Annotated in this window: 11 protein-coding genes; 7 read left to right on the plus strand and 4 right to left on the minus strand. The window is 67.6% G+C overall.

Going from position 1 to position 18266, the window contains the following annotated elements:
* Positions 1-44: 44 nt before the first annotated feature.
* Positions 45-1376 carry a DoxX family protein gene (locus AB0M22_RS38190; protein ID WP_364737504.1) on the minus strand — a complete coding sequence of 444 codons (1332 nt, stop codon included), beginning with the start codon at positions 1374-1376 and terminating at the stop codon, positions 45-47.
* The gene (locus AB0M22_RS38195; RefSeq protein WP_364737316.1) at positions 1376-1981 is read right to left on the minus strand and encodes a M15 family metallopeptidase; all 606 of its coding nucleotides are present in this window, start codon (positions 1979-1981) and stop codon (positions 1376-1378) included. The genes AB0M22_RS38190 and AB0M22_RS38195 overlap by 1 nt, the downstream gene beginning before the upstream one ends.
* An 89-nt stretch (positions 1982-2070) precedes the next feature.
* On the opposite strand from AB0M22_RS38195, the gene AB0M22_RS38200 reads away from it, so the two are divergent.
* Both AB0M22_RS38200 and AB0M22_RS38205 read left to right on the plus strand, forming a co-directional pair.
* Positions 2071-2754: a response regulator transcription factor gene (locus tag AB0M22_RS38200; RefSeq protein ID WP_364737318.1), complete on the plus strand. Its 684-nt coding sequence runs from the start codon at positions 2071-2073 to the stop codon at positions 2752-2754.
* On the plus strand, positions 2747-3823 hold the full coding sequence (locus tag AB0M22_RS38205; RefSeq protein ID WP_364737320.1) for a HAMP domain-containing sensor histidine kinase: 1077 nt from the start codon (positions 2747-2749) through the stop codon (positions 3821-3823). The genes AB0M22_RS38200 and AB0M22_RS38205 overlap by 8 nt, the downstream gene beginning before the upstream one ends.
* 48 nt (positions 3824-3871) lie before the next feature.
* On the opposite strand, the gene AB0M22_RS38210 is transcribed toward AB0M22_RS38205, so the two are convergent.
* Positions 3872-4444, minus strand: a complete 573-nt coding sequence (locus AB0M22_RS38210) for a helix-turn-helix domain-containing protein (RefSeq protein WP_364737322.1) — start codon at positions 4442-4444, stop codon at positions 3872-3874.
* 86 nt (positions 4445-4530) lie between these two features.
* On the opposite strand from AB0M22_RS38210, the gene AB0M22_RS38215 reads away from it, so the two are divergent.
* From AB0M22_RS38215 to AB0M22_RS38235, 5 genes are all read left to right on the plus strand, one after another.
* Positions 4531-5424, plus strand: coding sequence for an NADP-dependent oxidoreductase (locus AB0M22_RS38215; RefSeq protein ID WP_364737324.1), 894 nt, complete (start codon positions 4531-4533; stop codon positions 5422-5424).
* Between the two features lie 82 nt (positions 5425-5506).
* Positions 5507-7267 carry a CocE/NonD family hydrolase gene (locus AB0M22_RS38220; RefSeq protein WP_364737326.1) on the plus strand — a complete coding sequence of 587 codons (1761 nt, stop codon included), beginning with the start codon at positions 5507-5509 and terminating at the stop codon, positions 7265-7267.
* A 29-nt stretch (positions 7268-7296) separates the two neighbouring features.
* On the plus strand, positions 7297-7638 hold the full coding sequence (locus tag AB0M22_RS38225) for an antibiotic biosynthesis monooxygenase (protein ID WP_364737328.1): 342 nt from the start codon (positions 7297-7299) through the stop codon (positions 7636-7638).
* A 225-nt stretch (positions 7639-7863) separates the two neighbouring features.
* A complete protein-coding gene (locus AB0M22_RS38230) occupies positions 7864-8667 on the plus strand; it encodes a BPL-N domain-containing protein (protein WP_364737329.1) in 804 nt (267 codons plus the stop codon).
* Positions 8668-8778: 111 nt separating this feature from the next.
* Positions 8779-9249, plus strand: coding sequence for a DUF6299 family protein (locus AB0M22_RS38235; RefSeq protein WP_364737331.1), 471 nt, complete (start codon positions 8779-8781; stop codon positions 9247-9249).
* Positions 9250-9262: 13 nt separating this feature from the next.
* Here AB0M22_RS38235 and AB0M22_RS38240 read toward each other — a convergent pair whose 3' ends face one another.
* On the minus strand, positions 9263-18262 hold the full coding sequence (locus AB0M22_RS38240; protein ID WP_364737333.1) for an amino acid adenylation domain-containing protein: 9000 nt from the start codon (positions 18260-18262) through the stop codon (positions 9263-9265).
* Positions 18263-18266: the final 4 nt, after the last annotated feature.

Here is an 18266-nt window from a genome sequence, read left to right on the forward strand (position 1 = left end):
AGGTCACCTGACCTAACGAACCAGGGCGATTGCCGAAATCGCCGCTAACGGAAGTACGGGTAGTCCTGTACCCAGTGGAATCCGCGACTGCGCAAGGTGAAGGTGTTCAGATCGACGCGTTGCAGGGTGATCGTGACCGGGCGGTCATTCAGCTTGCCGCGGAGTAGTAGCTGGTCCTGGGTTGGCCGTTCGGCGGACAGCATCGCGAATAGTGTTCGGCGTCCGGCAGTTTCGTCAGTGGTTAGTTCCAACTGACCGTTGGGGAAGAAGTCGGCGCGTGCCGGTACCAGTTCACCGTTCATCCGTTGGTAGGTTGCCGCTTCTGGAGCGTCGAAAACTAGACGCTGCCAACGGTTCTCATCCGTAGTCAGCGGTGGCAACAACTGTCCGTCGAGGGTGAATTCGCGCACGTCCCAGATTCCGTACAGCTCGGATTTCGGGCGAGCAGGCCCGTATTGGTCTTCCCAGACCATCCAGCGGTCGAAGCCACACCCCAGCGCGACCCAGATACCAAGGGCCACTTGAACCCACACTGCGATGCGGTTCCTCCGACTGTCGGTGAACAGTGCGGGTTGGGTCAGCGGCGCGCAATCACGTTGCCGCACGAACACATCGACCAGCTGCCGCAGATACGGGGCGAGCAGGAACACGCTGATCAGCAGCAGGTGGGACGCGAGCACCTTCTCGGGAATATCGAAGGTCATGTTCGTCAACAGGACCTGAGCCATACTCGCCAAACTCACCACAGCGCCCAGCACCGCAGTCCGGGGGACGAACAGCAGCAACCCGGCGACGACTTCCACTGCGCCGAGCGTCATTTCGTACGGATAAGAACTGCCGATCTGCAACCAAAGCACCGACGCCGGGCTCAGATCGCCGTACGGCTGCAACAACTGCGCCAGCGTCGGGCCGGGCATCTGGGTCGGGATCAGCTTGGCGAACCCGAACGACAGCATCGTCCCGCCCAGGCACAGCCGCAGGAACAGCGTGAACCAGGCCAGCAGGCGGGGATGAGAAGTACGGCGGTCGAAGGCCGTCCACACCGCGGTGACTACCACCGCGACAACCAGGATGCAGAGCAGCAGCACCCAGACGGCCGCCTGGTCACCGGCTCCGGAGTCGTCGTGCTGCACCGCGTCGACCCCGAAGAACGTTCTACCGACCCAACCGGTGACAGGATCCGTCAGGGACATATCCCACGGACTGACGTATCTGCGGATCCAACGGCCGAGGATGCCCAGCAGCGTGAACGGGATATAGGTGAGGAGCAGGCACCAGAGGCCGAGATAGACAAAGCAGAATCGGAACGCGCTCTGCGCCGATGGATTCCAGACAGTAGGCGTGGTGGCGGTTTCTGCGGCGGGCGTATCCGTGATCACTGCTGCATCCTCGGGTCCTGGGTCGGGTCGGCATACCGGGGCGGGCAACCGCGATCGTTGGCCTCGGGACGTAGTTCGTAGTGCCAGGGTTCGTTGGCATAGATCTGGCACAACCCGTATTCGGCACCGTGCCTGGATAACCAAGCCGCCGCCTCGGTGGGCCCGATATCGACCGCCTCCCCCGACACGTGCGCGGAGGTGTTCGGCGTGGCCACCCATCGCGCGGCCTCCCGCTCCGAGCCGTACTTCGAGACCGCCGCGCGCAGTAGTTGCTGCTGGTACTCCGGCGAACGCCACCCACTGTTGACGACGAACTCGAGCCCGTCGTCCGCGGCATCGGTCGCCGCTCGACGCAGGGCACCGAGCAGATCGGGATCGAGATTGGCCACGGACGGCACCCCGTCGTCGAAGACCGTCACGCCGGCCGGGACCGCGCCGTCATCGACCAGTGGGCCGAGTTCGTCCCCGAACCGCGCGACCCAGGACGACAGGGACGGCGAGGACTGGTAGACAAAGACACCGACGAGCGCCGAGCTGACAACAACGACGGCAACCAGGACACTCGACCGGAAACGGCGAGTCGCGTTTTCGCTGTGATTCATGCATTCAGTGAAGGCAGCGCGGCGTTGCCAGCCTGTATGCGATTTTCGATACGCCGACGATATGCCCCGACTGGGAGAATCGAGGCCCTATGCGCGTGCTGATCGTCGAGGACGAACCCTATCTGGCCGAGGCCATCCGCGATGGCCTGCGTTTGGACGCGATCGCGGCCGACATCGCCGGTGACGGCGACACCGCTCTGGAACTGCTGAGCGTCAACGCCTACGACATCGCCGTGCTCGACCGGGACATCCCCGGGCCGTCCGGCGACGAGATCGCCGAACACATCGTCGCCTCCGGCAGCGGCATACCGATCCTGATGCTCACCGCCGCTGACCGGTTCGACGACAAGGCGACCGGGTTCGGGCTCGGCGCCGACGACTACCTCACGAAACCGTTCGACCTCCGTGAACTGGTGCTCCGGCTCAGAGCACTCGACAGAAGGCGCGCCAACAATCGGCCACCGGTACGGGAGATCGCCGGCGTGCGGCTGGATCCGTTCCGCCGCGAGGTCTATCGCGACGGCCGTTACGTCGCGCTCACCCGGAAGCAGTTCGCCGTGCTCGAAGTCCTCGTCGCGGCCGAGGGCGGGGTGATCAGCGCCGAAGATCTGCTGGAGCGAGCGTGGGACGAGAACGCGGATCCGTTCACCAACGCGGTGCGCATCACCGTCTCGGCGCTGCGCAAACGACTCGGCGAACCCTGGATCATCGCGACCGTGCCCGGCGCCGGGTACCGCATCGATACCGGACGTGCGGGAGGAGACGATGAATAGACTGCCCGGGTTGAGCGTTCGGCTCAAACTCACCCTCAGCTACGCCGGCTTCATCACGCTCGTCGGTGGCATGTTGTCGATCGCCGTGTGCGTCTTCTATCTGTGGTATCTGCCCGAGGGCTGGATCAACACCGACGGCAACTTCTGGATCGACCGCTCCGTCCTGCTCCGTGCCTTCGGACCGTTCGTGGCCACCGTGCTGGCCTTTCTGCTGGTGATCGGCCTGGTCGGCGGGTGGCTGCTGGCCGGCTGGATGCTCGCCCCGCTGACCCGCATCACGGCCGCTACCCGCATGGCGGCGAATGGCTCACTCTCCCACCGGATCCGGCTCCCTGGCCGCAGCGACGAGTTCCGCGAACTCGCCGACGCCTTCGACACCATGCTCACCCGGCTCGAGGCACACGTCACCGAGCAGCAGCGATTCGCCGCCAACGCCTCGCACGAGCTGCGCACTCCGCTGGCGATCACGCAGACGCTGCTCGACGTGGCCCGCAACGATCCGACCCACGATCCCGAGGAACTCGCCGCCCGCCTGCACGCGGTCAACACCAGGGCGATCGACCTCACCGAAGCGTTGCTGCTGCTCAGCCGCGCCGACCGACGGGCGTTCACGCCAGAACCTGTCGACCTGTCCCTCATCGCCGAAGAAGCCACCGAAACCCTGCTCCCCCTTGCGGAACGGCACGGCGTCACGCTCGAGACCTCCGGCGACATCGCTCGCGCTCTCGGCTCCCACGCCCTGCTGTTGCAGCTGACGATGAACCTGGTGCACAACGCGATCGTCCACAACCTGCCGGAGCGGGGCATCGCGTGGATCATGACCAGCGCTTCCCCCGAGGCGGCGGTGCTGACCGTCGAGAACACCGGCGATTACCTTGCCCCGCAGTTGGTTTCCACGCTGATCGAGCCGTTTCAGCGCGGCACCGAACGCATCCGCACCCACCACTCGGGTGTTGGGTTGGGCCTGGCCATCGTCGACAGCATCACCCGAGCCCACGGCGGCACCCTCACCCTCACGGCCCGCCCCACCGGCGGGCTCCGGGTCACGGTCTGGCTACCAGCGCGATGATCGCCACCGTGGCCGAAACCGAACGGCTGCGGGTGTTTTCGTGCGGCGCTAGGCGACTTTCCAAGCGGCCTCGATCATTTCGAAGATCTCGTCCACCGCGGTGTCGGGGTTGGGAGACTCGCGGGCCAGTGCGTAGGCGTCGATGACGAATCTTGCGATTGCCCGGCAGGCCGTGGCGGGTGCGGGTTGGTTGCGGTCGGCGGCGATGGCCGTTGCCAGTGAGTCTGCGTAGCGCTGTCGCATCGACTGCTCGTACTGGCGAAGGGCGGGGGAATTGTTGATCATGCGCCAGAGGGGGGCGGCTTCGGCGGATGCGCAGTGGCGCACGATCGAGTGGATTTCGCGGCGCAGGGCGGGGATGAGTGGCTCGTCGGGTGAGCGGTCGGTGACCGCTTGGGTCAGACGCCGGTCGAAGTTCTCCTCTTGCTCGAAGACCAACGCCTCTTTCGAGGCGAAGTGGGAGAAGAGCGTGGTGACTGCCACGTCGGCTTCGGCGGCCACGTCACGGATGCCCACCTCGTCGTAGCCGCGTTCCAGGAACAGCCGCAGGGCGGTATCGGCGATCTTCTGGCGGGTCGCGGCCTTCTTTCGCTCGCGACGTCCGACGGTCGGCGCTGTCATGAGGTGATGCTATCAGGTAGGAATCAGTATCAGGTCCAAAGAGCTAACCGTTGCAAAACACTAACCGTTAGGTTTATGTTCGTGGCATGAAAGCAGTGCGCTTCGCCGAGTACGGCGGCCCGGAGGTCCTGGAACTGGTAGACGTGGCCGAGCCCCATCCGGGCCCTGGCAAGATACGAATCGCCGTGCGCGCGGCGGGAGTGAATCCACACGATTGGCGGGTACGCGAGGGGCAGTTCCAGCGGATCAACCCGATCCAGCTGCCCGCCGGCGTCGGACAGGACGCGGCCGGAGTGGTGGACGAGGTCGGCATCGGGGTCAGCGGCATCGCGGTCGGCGAGTACGTGCTCGGCCGCGGCTCTAGCACGTACGCCGAGTTCGCCGTCCTCTCCTCTTGGACCCGCCTGCCCGACGGATTGACCTTCGCCGAGGCGGCCGGGTACCCGTCGGTGGTCGAGACCGCGCTGCGGATCATCCGCCTCGTCGGCGTCCATCCCGGACAGACGCTGCTGGTCAGCGGCGCGGCCGGCGGGGTCGGGTCCGCGGTGTTGCAGATCGCTCGCGACCGCGGAATCCCGGTGATCGGCACCGCCGGACCGGCGAGCCAGGACTACGTGCGCAGCCTCGGCGCCCGCGCCACCACCTACGGTCCGGGCTGGGTCGAGCGGGTCCGCGCGCTCGGCCGGGTCGACGCCGCGCTAGACCTGAACGGCGCGGGCGTGCTCCGCGGCCTCCTCGACCTGACCGGGGACCCGGACAAGGTGATCACCATCGCCGACCTCGAGGCCCCGATGCTCGGCATCCGCTTCGCCGGCGTCGGCGGCAACATGCCCGCGGCACTCGCCGAAGCCGTCGACCTCATCGCCCGCGAGAAGCTCCATATCCCAGTCGCCCAGTCCTATTCGCTCGCCGAGGCAGCCGCGGCACACGCGGACAGCCAGGCCGGACACACCCGCGGCCGCCGAGTTCTGCTCGTCTGATCCGAATCATGCTGTAGCGCAGCTGGATTCGACAACACAAGGGATAACTCCGGTTCACGATCGACTTCCCAGGAGATCCACCATGTACCAACCTCGCATAGACGCCGCGGTCCAGATGACCACCCGCGACGGCATCACCCTTACCGGCGACCTCTACCGCCCGGCCGACGACGGCCGATGGCCGGTCCTGTTGCACCGAACTCCCTACGACCGCAAGGACTCCTACCGAGTTTCCGGGATCGTCGCCGACCCCCTGTGGCTCGCCCGCCAGGGCTTCGCGGTTCTCGTCCAAGACACCCGCGGCCGGTTCGATTCCGGCGGCGAGTTCGACTTCATCACCCAGGAAGCCAACGACTCCGCCGACGCGATCGACTGGGCCGCAACGCAATCCTGGAGCGACGGCAACGTCGGCATCTACGGCTCCTCCTACCTCGGCATGGCCGCCCTCCAGGCCGTCGCAGCCCGCAGTCCACACCTCAAAGCCGCGGTCGCCATGGTCGCCACCGCCGACATGCGCCACACCGCTCGACCCGGTGGCGTGTTCGACCTCGGCTTCCTCACCACCTACGGCCTCGCCCTGTGCCGCGAAGGCCTCGACCACACGTCCCTGAATCCGGTTGAGCAGGAACATGTTCGAAAGCTGCTCGGCGAGGCCTTCGCCGACCCGCGCGCCACCGTGAGCCGGCTGCCGCTGACCGAGATCAGCCCGCTGGACGACGAGCGGGTCGCGCCGTTCTGGACCGACTGGCTGCGCTCGCCCCACGATCCGCTCTGGGACCGGCCCACCCTGCTCACCGAACCCGAACGGATAGACATTCCGTTCTTGCAGGTCGCCGGCTACCTGGACTTCACCAGCCCCACGCAGTTCCGGCTGGCCACCCGCCTCGCCGACAACGACAACGCCCGCCTCATCGCCGGCCCGTGGAACCACTTCGGCGCGTACTCTCCGGCCGGCCAGATCGGCGCCCGCGTGCTCCCCGACGCCACCGCCGGCGTGCCCACCTGGAATCCGGTGCTCGCCGCCTTTTTCGACCGCCACCTGCGCGGCGGCGACGGCTCGGCCTACCCCACCGCCGACCGATATCTGTCCGGACCCGGCCGCGTCACCTACTTCGTCGGCGGCTCGGACACCTGGGCGCACGCACCCGCCTGGCCACCCGCGACGGCAGTCGAAGAATGGATCCTCGGCTCCGGCGGCGACGCACGCACCGCCACCGGCGACGGCAGACTCAATTCACCGGGCGCGGAACATGATTCAGGTATCGCCAGCTCCGACATGTTCACCGCCGACCCGCACGACCCGTTCCCCACCCACGGCGGAGCGATCACGGTCGAAGGCGACCCCGCGACGGCACCGCAAGGCATCCAGGACCAGCGGGCCGTCGACGGACGCGCCGACCTGCTCGTCTACACCAGCGATCCGCTGACCGAGGACCTGACCATCGCCGGTCAACCCGAACTGGTCACCTTCCTCACCAGCAGCGCTCCGGACGCCGACGTGTGCGTCACCCTGGTCGACGTCGAACCCGACGGCTTCGCCCGCAACGTCGCCGAAGGCGCTCAGCGGGCCCGGTACCGCAACGGCGGGGACACCGATTGGCTCGACGCCGAGGAACCCAGCCGGGTGACCGTCACCCTCAACGATGTCGCCCATCGATTCCGCTCCGGCCACCGGATCCGCGTCCAGATCGCCGGGTTCAGTTTCCCGCGCTTCAGCCGAAATCTGCACACCCGCACCATTCCCGAGTTCGGCACTCTCGACGAGGCCGTCACCGCACAGCACACCGTGCACTACAACCCAACGACCCGGTCCGTCCTGCGCCTGCCGGTGCTCGGCGGATGACAGTCGACCACCAGCAGAAGGAGCCCACCTTGTCCGAAATCGTCGTCATCGCCAGTCTCCAGGCCAAACCGGAGCGCGGCGCCGACCTTCTCGCGCTGCTCGCCGAACTGATTCCCCCGGTGTTGCACAGCGAACCCGGCCTACAGCGTTACGCCTTCTACGTCGAACCCGGCACAGATCCGCTGCGCGTCACCGTGATCGAGAAATACGCTGCCGACACCGATTTGGAAGCACACAACAGTGGCGTGCTGGTCGACTATCTGCCTCGGCTGCTCGATCTGGTCGACCCCGCTCCGCACATTGTCGAACTACGCCCGGCACCGCTGGCGGTCACGGTCGGCGAGACCGACGCCGCGCGGCTGACCATTTAGGCACCGCACCGCGCACTCCGACTGCGTAGCCGGTGACATCGCCTGCGTAACCGACCCGCCGGTCGGCGGTACTGCACCCGCCGACCGGCGGGACTGTGCCGCGCGCGCGAGGTTTTCGCGACTCACGATGGGACTGTGGTGAGCGTTGATGCGGCTCGACGCCGCATAGCGTTGCGTGGATCTCCCACCGGCTTATGCCCGGCCGGGACAGACAGGAGAGAAACTATGTCCGGTACGAACCCGAGCGGCGACTTTCGTTCAACCATTGTGGATCGACGGCGGCTGCTCCTCGGTGTCGTCCCGGCCGCCGTCTTGCTGGCCGCCGGCTGTGGCGAGTCGAATGCCGACAAGCAGAGCGCACCAAGGCGACTCGCGCTCGTCTACAACGGGCCGCAGGGTTGCCCTGGATGCGCGCCCGCGATCGCCGACGTGCTGCGGCAGGCCCCACACCCGTTCGAGGTGAAGTATGTCGGTCCCGGCACCGGGACACCCCTGACCGCAGCAGCCCTGGCCGACGCGCAGCTGTACGTCCAGCCCGGCGGCGGCGCCGATCTCGACGGAACCTGGCGTTCCCTACGCGACTCCGCCGAGCTGATCCGCGACTGGGTTCGCAACGGCGGCAGCTACCTCGGCTTGTGCTTCGGCGGCTACCTGGCCGGCCGGGACCCGGGCTTCGACCTGCTCCCCGGCGACACCAACGGCTACGCCGGCTCCCCCGGCGCCACCGTCCCCGATGACCGCGACACCGTGGTGGCCGTGAACTGGCAAGGCAAACCCCGGCACATGTACTTCCAAGACGGACCGGCCTTCTTCCTCGACGACGGCGCCGACGCGAAAATCCTGGCGACCTACACCAACGGAATGGCCGCCGTCGTCGTCGCGCCCTACGGCAAGGGCCGAGTCGGTGTCAGCGGCCCACACCCCGAGGCCGACGAATCCTGGTATGCGGACAAAGGATTGACCAATCCAGACGGCATCCACCTCGACCTGGCCTACGAATTGATCGAAGCAACCACCACGCGAACCTGAATCCGCTCGGGTCAGGGACCGTACTTTCTGGGGATTGGTGCGCGGGAATCCGCCGCATACGCTTAACCCACCACTCATTCGAATCCTTTCCTGCACAACAGGAGTCATGCGATGATCGAATTCCCCCGGACTTCCGAACACCGGTCCACCATGCCCAGAAATCGGATCGCCCAACTGGCTATCGCCGCGGCCGCAGCCTTCTCCGGCACCGCGATACTCGCGGGACCGGCGCTCGCCGACCCGCCGCCGCCGGTTCTCACCGTCGAAGACAACCAGCACCTCAACGCCGACGGCACGGTGGATGTCGTCGGCACCTATACCTGTAGCGGCGGTCCGAACAACATTCTGCTGGGCGACTCGGTCTTGGACCAGAAGAACAACAGCGTCACCTCACCGTCCACCACGATCCCGGGCACCTGCGACGGCGCCGCGCACCCCTACACCATCCACTTCCCGGCCGGAAGCTTCTTTTCCTTCCAGCCGGGTCCCGCCACCTTCACCAGCATCTGGCTCTTCTACGACGCGGACGGGAACCCCACCCAGGCCGAACTCGTCAATACGCCGATCACCTTGCGGCGCTGACCTTCCGCGGCACCTACCGCGTGGCCGCCTCGTTGATCGCCTCGGCGATCACCGGGGCGTGCGGTGGTCGCACGATCCCGTAATGTGTGGTGTCCAGCCGATGCCAGCGGGGTTCCGCACCCAGGTGCTCAGGCCAATCCTGCTGCTGTGCAGCCGAAGTCGGCCCATCGGCCCCTGACTGCTCGGCGAGCCAGAGTTCGCTCGGGGTGTGCGCCAGGCGCGGAAGCCGGTGCTCGACCATGCTGTTCAGGTTGGCGCGACAGCACCGAGCCAGTCGTTCGGCATAGGCGGTCGCCGCCGCAGCCCCCGCGTGGTCAAGCTCCTGGGCGAAGACGTCGTCGAGCCGAGCCTGGTCGTACGCGCGTACCAACGCACTCGCTCCAGGCGGTGGCGGGTCGATCAGGTGCAGCCCTTGCGCGGGCCCCCCGGCTGCCTCCGCTTCGGCGGCCATCCCGATCGCCACCCAGGCACCGAAGGACCAGCCGGCCAACTGCCACCGCCATTCCTCGGCCGGAAAACGGGTACGCAGCGCGTCGTAATAGTGGTGGGCACGCTCGCTCAGCGTCCAACTCGGCGCGGTGGCCTGCCGCAGCGCCGGATCGGCGATGAGGCACACGGTCAGCTGCGGGGCCAATGCCGAGACGAGCGCCCGATAGGCCTGGATGTCGCCGCCGACCGGATGCACCAGACACACCACGTCCGATCCGGTGCCCTCCTGCCAGACGTCCAGCACGACGTCCTCCGGCCCGGCCGTTCCCGCCGCTTCGATGAGCCGGGACAGGACCTCGTCGAGACTCACCCGATGGCTGAGCCGGGCCAGGTCCAGCTCGACGTGGAAATGCTGTTTGATCGTGTCCAGCAGATCGAGCATGGTGAGCGAGTCGGCGCCCAGGTCGTAGAGCGATGCGTGCAGGTCGAGATCGTCCAGGCCCAGGGCGTCACACAGCTCCGCGCGGAGCAGCCGTTCCGCCGATTCGACCGCCACACCACTCCCCGCCGGTGTTGTGTCGGACGCCGGAGCGGCATAGAAGGAGCGGGCGTCGTCCAGATCGGTGGTGCAGACCAGCAGTTGCGGCAGCTGCACGCCGACGGCGCGCGCGAACACCCGCTGCCCCTCCTGATCGGTGAGGCCGACGGCCAGATGCGCGCGATGCCGGGCGTCAGTCGGCAAGGCGCGCACCGCCATTCCCGTCTCCCGCCACACATCCCAGCCGATGCTCACCCGCTGCGTGGTGTCGTCGGCTCCGACCCGATAGCTGGCGAAACCGTCCAGCAGCGCGTTCGCGGCGGCGTAGTCGAGCTGGCCGATTCCGCCGAACCGTGCCGCCATCGACGAGCAGTACACCGCGAGGGCGGGTCGATGCTGCTGAATCAGGCGCTCCATCAGCAGAACTCCCCGCAGCTTGGCCGCGCTCCCCTGCCGCGCCGCGGCGGGGTCTCGGCGCGCGATCAGCCCGCCCGCCGCGACACCGGCCGCATGAATGATGCCGTCGAGCCGGTCCACTCGTTCGCCGATGCGCCGCATCAGCACGTCGAGGTCGCTCTCGGCCAGATCCGCATCGATCGTCTCGACCCGATCTGCCCAGCGCGCCAACACTTCTGGAATGCGTGCGTGCCGCGCCAGCAAGAGGACTCGGCCCGCGCCGTTGTCCAGCAGCCAGTCCGCCACACTCGCGCCGATGCCGCCGGTCCCGCCGAGAATCAGATATGTGCCTTCCGTGACAGATACGGTATCTGTCGCGTCCACGGCGACGGGCGACACCAACTGCTGCCACCAGTACCCTTGCCGCAGAGCGAGATTCTTCGGCGCCTCGGCGCCACTGTCGAATCCGCTCGTCAATTCAGCCAGCGCTGCGGCCCATTCGCTCGGAGCCGTCCTGGGCAGGTCGATCCAGGACCCGGGCACACCCGTCTCCTGCGTCCCCACCTCGCACACCCCGGCCAAGAGATTCAGCTCCGGCCGCCGCACCGCACCATCCACCGAGCGAGCCTCCACCGACAACCACCACACTCGAACACGTTGTGCTACAGCGTGGTCCGACACTGCCCGGAGCAACGCGGCCGAGGTATCGACACACGCCCAACTCGCTCGTTCGACGCTGTCCGGCCCGACTGGCCCGGCGACGCTCAAGGGCAGCGCGTGCACCCAGTCGATGCCGTCGCACTCGGTCTCGGCAAGCACGTCGAGCACCTGCCGAAGCGAGCCCGAATCCGCGGGGTCGACCTCGAAAAGGTCATCTCCCGCATGCCGATACGCGTCTTCGGCGACGACTTGCACTACGCGGAGATGTGCTTGCTCGAGGGCCGCAACCAACGTGGGGTCTGCTGGACCCTCTGTCATCAGGACCAGCAGTCGATTCCGTGGCGACACCGGCGGACGACCTGCGCGACGCAGCCGCACCCAGTGCGGCTGATGCAGCCAGTCAGCCTCAGGCAGTCGACGCGGCCCGGTCTCGTCTACCGACTCCGGCTGTTGCACAACCTGCTTCGCGCGCGGGAAATCGAAGTCGGCGAGATCGAAGGCCGGCGGCGGGAAGTTCCACGGCGACTGCGCCGGCCCACTCGGCCACGCGACGTACCGGCCCGACAACCAAGCCGCGACCAGTTCGGCCGACGGCAACGACGCCGACACCGACTCAGCGACCGGGTCCGCAGCGACGACCTCTCCGGCCCGCAACCACCGCACCGCATCGGCCGCATCCACACAGACCGCGGCCATTCGCCAACGCCGATCGGGTCGACCCGCTTGCAAGTGCCGCAGCACCTGTTCATAGGCCTGCGGGTACTCCGCCAGATACTCGGCGACCCGCGCCGCATCGGTCCGCAGTGCCACTTCGCTGCTGCTCGAAAGCATCAGGCAGGCAAGCGGCTTGGGTGCGGCTGCGGCATCCGGACCGGCCTCGAGCACGACGTGCGCGTTGACACCACCGATACCGAAACTACTGACCGCCGCCACCCGCGGCCGGTTGGCCGGCCATGGTCGCGGTTCCGTGGGAACGTAGAACGGCGCGAGGTCGGCGACGAGCTGCGGGTTGGGCGCCCGGAAATCCACTGTCGGCGGGATCACTTCATGATGGAGCGCGAGGGTGGCGCGGATCAGTCCGATCACGCCCGCCGCCGCACCGAAATGGCCGAGCTGGCTCTTCACCGACGACAGCGCACAACCGCCCGCCTCGTTCGACTCCAGGGCCTGACGCAGCGCCCCGACCTCCACCGGATCACCGAGCCGGGTGCCCGTTCCGTGCGCCTCGACGTAGGCGACCTCGTCACCACGACGGCCGCTGCGGCGCAACGCGGTACGAATCACCGCACGCTGCCCGGCCAGCCCCGGAGCGCTGTATCCGAGTTTGGCCGAGCCGTCGTTGTTGACGGCGGAGCCGGTGATCACCCCGTAGACGGTGTGGCCGTTGCGCCGCGCCGCCGACAGCCGCTCGAGCACCACCACACCCACGCCGCTGCCCCCGATCGTGCCGCCGGCATCGTCGCTGAACGGTCGGCAATGCCCGTCGGGCGAGAAGATGTGCTGCGGCCGGTATCGATACCCGTCGGCGAGCGTCGGATCGACGAGCACCCCACCGGCGAGCATCACCTCCGCTTCGCCGTTGCGCAGCATGCCCGCCGCAAGGTGCACGGCGACAAGCGAACTCGCGCACGCGGCCTGCGCGGTGAACACCGGACCGGTCAGCCCCAAATGGTAGGCGACCTTGGTGGTGAGGAAGTCCTTGTCGTGGTGCTGCGCGAGCTGGAATTCGTCGGGCAGCAGCGCCGGATCGGCCTCACGCAGCATCGTTTGAAAATAGGTGTTCTCCCCACACCCGGCGATCAGACCCACGAGCCCGTCGGACGGATCGGCGATGCCCGCATGCGCAAGCGCCTGTACGCAATTCATCAGCAGGTGACGCTGCTGCGGATCCATCAGCGCCGCATCGCGCCGATTGATGCCGAAATGGGCGGGATCGAAGGCCAGCAGACCGGCCAGCTGACTGCGCGCACCCACCACACCGGTTGGGGCGTCGAAGAATTCGATCCCCCGCCCGGCGGTTTGCACCATGCTCCAGAACGCGGCCACATCGTCCGCACCGGGCAGCCGGACCGCCATGCCGATGACCGCTATCGGTTCATCGACCGCCGCCACCTCGCGCGGAATCTGCGCCGCAGGCACATTCGATCCATCCACGAACCGTGCCAGCGCGCCGATGGTGACGTGCTCGAACAGGTCGGCGACCGTGAACCGGAGTCCCAGCTCGGCACTGCAATGCAGATGGAATCGCATCAACGCCAAACTCGTTGCGCCCGCGCCGAAGAAGGTCTGATCGGGACCGATCGGCACCCCGGTCGACGCCTCGAACGCCGCCGCCAGTTCTGCTTCGCGGGTCGACCACGCCGTTGTCGCGACGGTCCGGATCAAGTCCTCGCCCGGCGTGCCCGCGGCGGCCCGCCGATCCAGCTTGCCGCTCGGGGTCCGCGGCAGCTCCGCCACCACCCGGAACCGATCGATGCTGACCGGACCGGGCAGCAACCGCGCCAGATGCGCCGTCAACTCGGACACTTCCGGGACCGTGCCCCGACACTGTAGGCAGGCCACCAGCGCGCCGCCATCGCGCACCACCACGGCCTGCACGACTCCCGGATAACGCAACAGCGCCACCTCGAGCTGCCCCAACTCGACCCGATGCCCGCTCACCTTGATCTGCTCGTCATCCCGACCGACGAAGTGCACCAGGCCTTCTCGATCGACGAATGCTCGATCACCACTCCGATAGCACAGCCCTACCCCAGGCACCTCCACGAACCGGTCGGCGCCCGAATCACCCAGATAACATCGCGTCGCCATCGGACCACCGATCAGCAACTCCCCCACCGCCCCCGGTGGCACCACCAGACCGGCTTCGTCCACCACCCGCAGCACCGCATTGTCGATCGGCCGCCCGACCGACGGCCGCTCCGGCCACCGCATCGGATCCGCATCCAGGCACAGGGTGCTCACCACGTGGGTTTCCGTCGGCCCGTAATGATTGAACAGCCGCGCCGCAGGCAGCCCCGCGAACCACCGCCGAATCGCGTCGGTGGACACCAATTGCTCCCCGGCCGTGATCACCTCACGCAGCCGCGCCGGATATCGCCCCGACTGGACGCCGTGCTCGGCCAACAGCTGTAATGCCACGTAAGGCAAGAAGATTCGCTCGGCTCCGGCCGACTCCAGCTGATCCAACAGCGCAGGCATGTCGTGTCGCCACTGCGGCTGCGCCAGATGCAGGCAGCCCCCACCGCACAGCGTGGAAAAGATCTCTTGAAACGACACGTCGAACGACAGCGCGGAGAACTGCTGAGTCACCGCCGCGGCGCCCAGCTGACCCGAATCTGTCTGCCACCGAAGCAAATTGCACAGTGTGCGATCGGGCACCTGCACGCCCTTCGGCGTCCCGGTGGAGCCGGAGGTGAACAGTATGTACAGCGGCTGCGTGCCGCTCGCCGCGTTTTCGGTTACACCGCCGGGCAATTCGTGCTGTGGCTTGGTATCCGGAGACAGTGTGACGGGGTGGCGGGCGATGACGCCGTCGATCGCATCCCACGCCGCGACCGAGTTCGGCGACAGCAGCACGAATAGCGGTTGAGCCTGCTCGAGCATCTGATGCAGGAGCGCGGGCGGGTACGCCGGGTCCAGCGGTAGCGCGGTCAGGTGCAGGCGAGCCAAGGCCAGCAGGGACACCACATGTTCGATCGACGGCTCGAAGAACAGCGCGACACAGCGAAGCCCGTCACCATCTGCCGAAAGCGCTTGGCGTACAGAGATTTCTCCTGCCAACACAGCGGCGAACGCGTCGAGTTCGGCATAGCTCACCGTGCGCCCGCCGAAGCACAGGGCAGGCGCGTCCGGCGTCAGCGCGACCTGCCGGGCGAATCCCCCGGCCACCGTCGTGAACGACAACGGCACCGACGCGCCGCGCCCGTTCTCCGGCAATGCATTGCGGTAGGCGGCCGCGAGGTCGGACGGCTTTTCGGTGCCGTGGTCGAGCAGCACATCCAGGCCACGCTCGAACACCTCGGCCAGCGCCTTCGCCTCGGCCTCGTCGAAATGATCCTCGGCGTACTCCCACAGCAGGTCCATCCCGTCGCCGCGGTCGACCACCGACAGCGTCAGCGGGCATTTGGCCTCGGGTGCGGCGACCCACTGCGGACGCGTCGTGCAGCCAGGCAGGATCAGCGCACCGAAATCGGTGTTCTCCAAGACGAAGAGCGTGTCGAACGGCGCACTGCCGCTCGCGAATTCGGTATCGGCGAGGACATCGGCCAACGCCACGTCCTGCCGGTCCAGCACCTCCCTGATGCACTCGCCCAGCCGCCGCAGCTCATCGCTCGCCTCGGCGCTCGGCCGGACCGTCAACGGCAGCAGCACCGTGTTGGCGAACATGCCTACGCTGGTTTCGAATTCCGACAGTGCCCGATTGGCGACGGGCGCGGCGATCCGCAACCTGGTCCGCCCGGTCACCGCGTACAAGCTCCACGCGAAGACACCGAGCAACACCTGAAAACGCGTGAGCCCCAAATCGGCGCACAACCGGTCCACCCGGCCGTGGCGATCGGCTTCGAGCGAGGTATGCCTCAACCGCGCGGCCGAGCCGGATCGTTCCCGCACCGGCCGCAATGGATCGTTCGCCGGCTCCACATTCGCGTAGTAGCGGGCCAATTCGCTCCGTTGCGCTTGGTATGCCTTGGCGGCGAACCATTCTTGCTGCCAGACGGCGAAGTCGAGCGGAGTCGGTGCGGTGCCACGGGTTTCGGGCAACTCGCCCGCATAGCCCGCTGACAGGTCGGCGAACAGCACACCGAGCGACCAGCCGTCGACCGCGATGTGATGCAACCGCAGCAGCAGGGTGCCGCCACCGTCGTGCGCGAGCCAGCACGCGGCCAGCATGCGCGGCTGCGCGAGATCGAAAGCGACACCGAAGAATCGATCGACGAAGTCGCGTCGCGTACGTTCGTCGCGAGCGGCCCCGGCATCCGGTTCCACCCACGGGTCGTACGGGTCACCCACCACCTGCCGCAGCCCCTCGGGCGCGGCCGTGAACCCGGTCCGCATGGCCGGATGCCGGACCACCAGTGCGCGCAGGGATCTACGCAGCGCCTCGGCATCCACCGCACCGTCCACCTGGAACACCAACGGCACATGGTAGGCCCGCGATCGCGGTGATCGCTGCTGCAACAACCACATTCGCTGCTGTTCGCTGGTAGCCGGTGCGGTACCCGCCTCGGCGGGGCTCGGCAGCGCCGCATACGACGAACTACCGCGTGCGGCATCGACGGCGGCGGCCAACTCCGCGAAATCCGCCTGCAACACCAGCCCCTGCGGGATATCGCACCCCCAGCGCCGCTGCACGAGGTGTCGAAACCGCAACGCCGCCAGCGAATCACCGCCACACGCGATCCACCGATCACCGGGACGCGGATCCGGCAGCCCCAACACCTGCCCGATCACGTCCAGCACCGCCCGCTGCCAGGGCGCGACCTCCGCTGCCGCGGTGTCCGCCCGCCACGGTTGATCGGCGCGGCTCAGCAACGCGGCCTGATCGACCTTGCCGTTAGCCGTCAACGGCAGAGCGTCGACCCGGTAGAGGCGATGCGGTCGCATGTAGGTCGGCACAGTTGTCGCCAGGTGCCGATCCACCCCCGAGAACGTCAGTTCCGGCTCGGTTACCAAGTAGGCGAGCAACTCCATGGGCCCGTGCTCGCCGGTGCGCCGGGTGCACGCGTACGCCTGCCGGATTCCCGGGTGCGCCATGAGCTGCCGCTCCACCTCCCCGGGCTCGATCCGGAAACCACGCACCTTGACCTGCCGGTCGACGCGGCCGACGTATTCGATGTCCCCCTCCGCGTTACGGGACACCAGATCGCCGGTGCGATAGAACCGTTCCCGACCGCCGTCGTGCCACGGCAATCGCACGAAACGCCGGTCGGTCTCCTCGGGCAGATTGCGGTATCCCACCGCGACTCCCGCACCGGACAGATACAGCTCGCCGACCTCGCCCGCGACGGCGGCCCGTTCGGTATCGGGCACGACCACCAGCGCTCCGGTGTCCGGCAGCGGTCGCCCGATCGGCACCCGATCCGCCGAATACTCCCGCGGAATCGGGTAGCACAGCGCGAAAGTCGTTGTCTCCGTCGGCCCGTACACGTTGTGCAGCTGAGTGCTCGCATCGGCGTTGTCCCGATACCACCGGCGCATCAGGGTGACGTTGAGTTGCTCGCCACCGACCAGCACCTGGTCGACCGTGGCGAAGCACTCGGGGACGGCGTCGACCACCGCGTTGAACAGGGCCGTCGTCGTGAATACGGTGTCGACGCGTTCGCGGCGCAAGGTGGCGGCCAGCCGGTCCGGCGTCTGCGCGGTCGCGTCATCGATGATCACGCAGCACCCACCGGTCACCAGGGGCACCCAGACCTCGAAGCTCAGCGCGTCGAACGCCGGATTGGACAGGCACGCATAGCGTCTGCCCGGCGCGATCGGAATGTAGCCGGGCCGCGCCAGCCGCAGGATTCCCGCGTCGCGCACCACGACGCCCTTGGGCAGCCCGGTCGTGCCCGACGTGTAGAAGAGAAACGACGCCGCGGCCGGTTCGCCCGGCACTCCGGCCACGACTCGATCGCCGGTCAGCAGCGTCGAGACCGGCAGCGACAGCAGCGATTCCGACAGCTCGGCCCCGTCGTCGTGCACGACCGCCACCGCACCCGAGTCACGGAGAATGTGACCTCGTCGATCCGGCGGACTCTGCCGATCCAGCGGCACCACCTGGGCACCCAACCGCAGCAGGCCGAGCATGACGCAGACCAGCTGCCATCCGCGCGGCAGCGCCACCGCGACGGCATCACCGGGCCGAATACCGTTGTCGGCCAACGCCTGCGCGGCCGTCGCGCCGAGCGCGTCGAGAGTCGAGTAATCCAGGGTTCGGTCCCCGTCGCGCAGAGCTACCGCGTCCGGCGCGCGCCGGGCCTGATCGTGCACTGCGACAGCCACACCA

Origin of the sequence: Nocardia sp. NPDC051756 (genome assembly GCF_040681495.1) — a bacterium.
Classification (GTDB): Bacteria; Actinomycetota; Actinomycetes; order Mycobacteriales; family Mycobacteriaceae; genus Nocardia.

Bases quoted from the DNA above. Each gene is read 5' to 3' on its own strand.
- AB0M22_RS38215 (WP_364737324.1), top strand. From the start codon at position 4,531: ATGAAAGCAGTGCGCTTCGCCGAGTACGGCGGCCCGGAGGTCCTGGAA.
- AB0M22_RS38235 (WP_364737331.1), top strand. From the start codon at position 8,779: ATGATCGAATTCCCCCGGACTTCCGAACACCGGTCCACCATGCCCAGA.
- AB0M22_RS38210 (WP_364737322.1), bottom strand. From the start codon at position 4,444: ATGACAGCGCCGACCGTCGGACGTCGCGAGCGAAAGAAGGCCGCGACC.
- AB0M22_RS38205 (WP_364737320.1), top strand. From the start codon at position 2,747: ATGAATAGACTGCCCGGGTTGAGCGTTCGGCTCAAACTCACCCTCAGC.
- AB0M22_RS38200 (WP_364737318.1), top strand. From the start codon at position 2,071: ATGCGCGTGCTGATCGTCGAGGACGAACCCTATCTGGCCGAGGCCATC.
- AB0M22_RS38195 (WP_364737316.1), bottom strand. From the start codon at position 1,981: ATGAATCACAGCGAAAACGCGACTCGCCGTTTCCGGTCGAGTGTCCTG.
- AB0M22_RS38220 (WP_364737326.1), top strand. From the start codon at position 5,507: ATGTACCAACCTCGCATAGACGCCGCGGTCCAGATGACCACCCGCGAC.
- AB0M22_RS38230 (WP_364737329.1), top strand. From the start codon at position 7,864: ATGTCCGGTACGAACCCGAGCGGCGACTTTCGTTCAACCATTGTGGAT.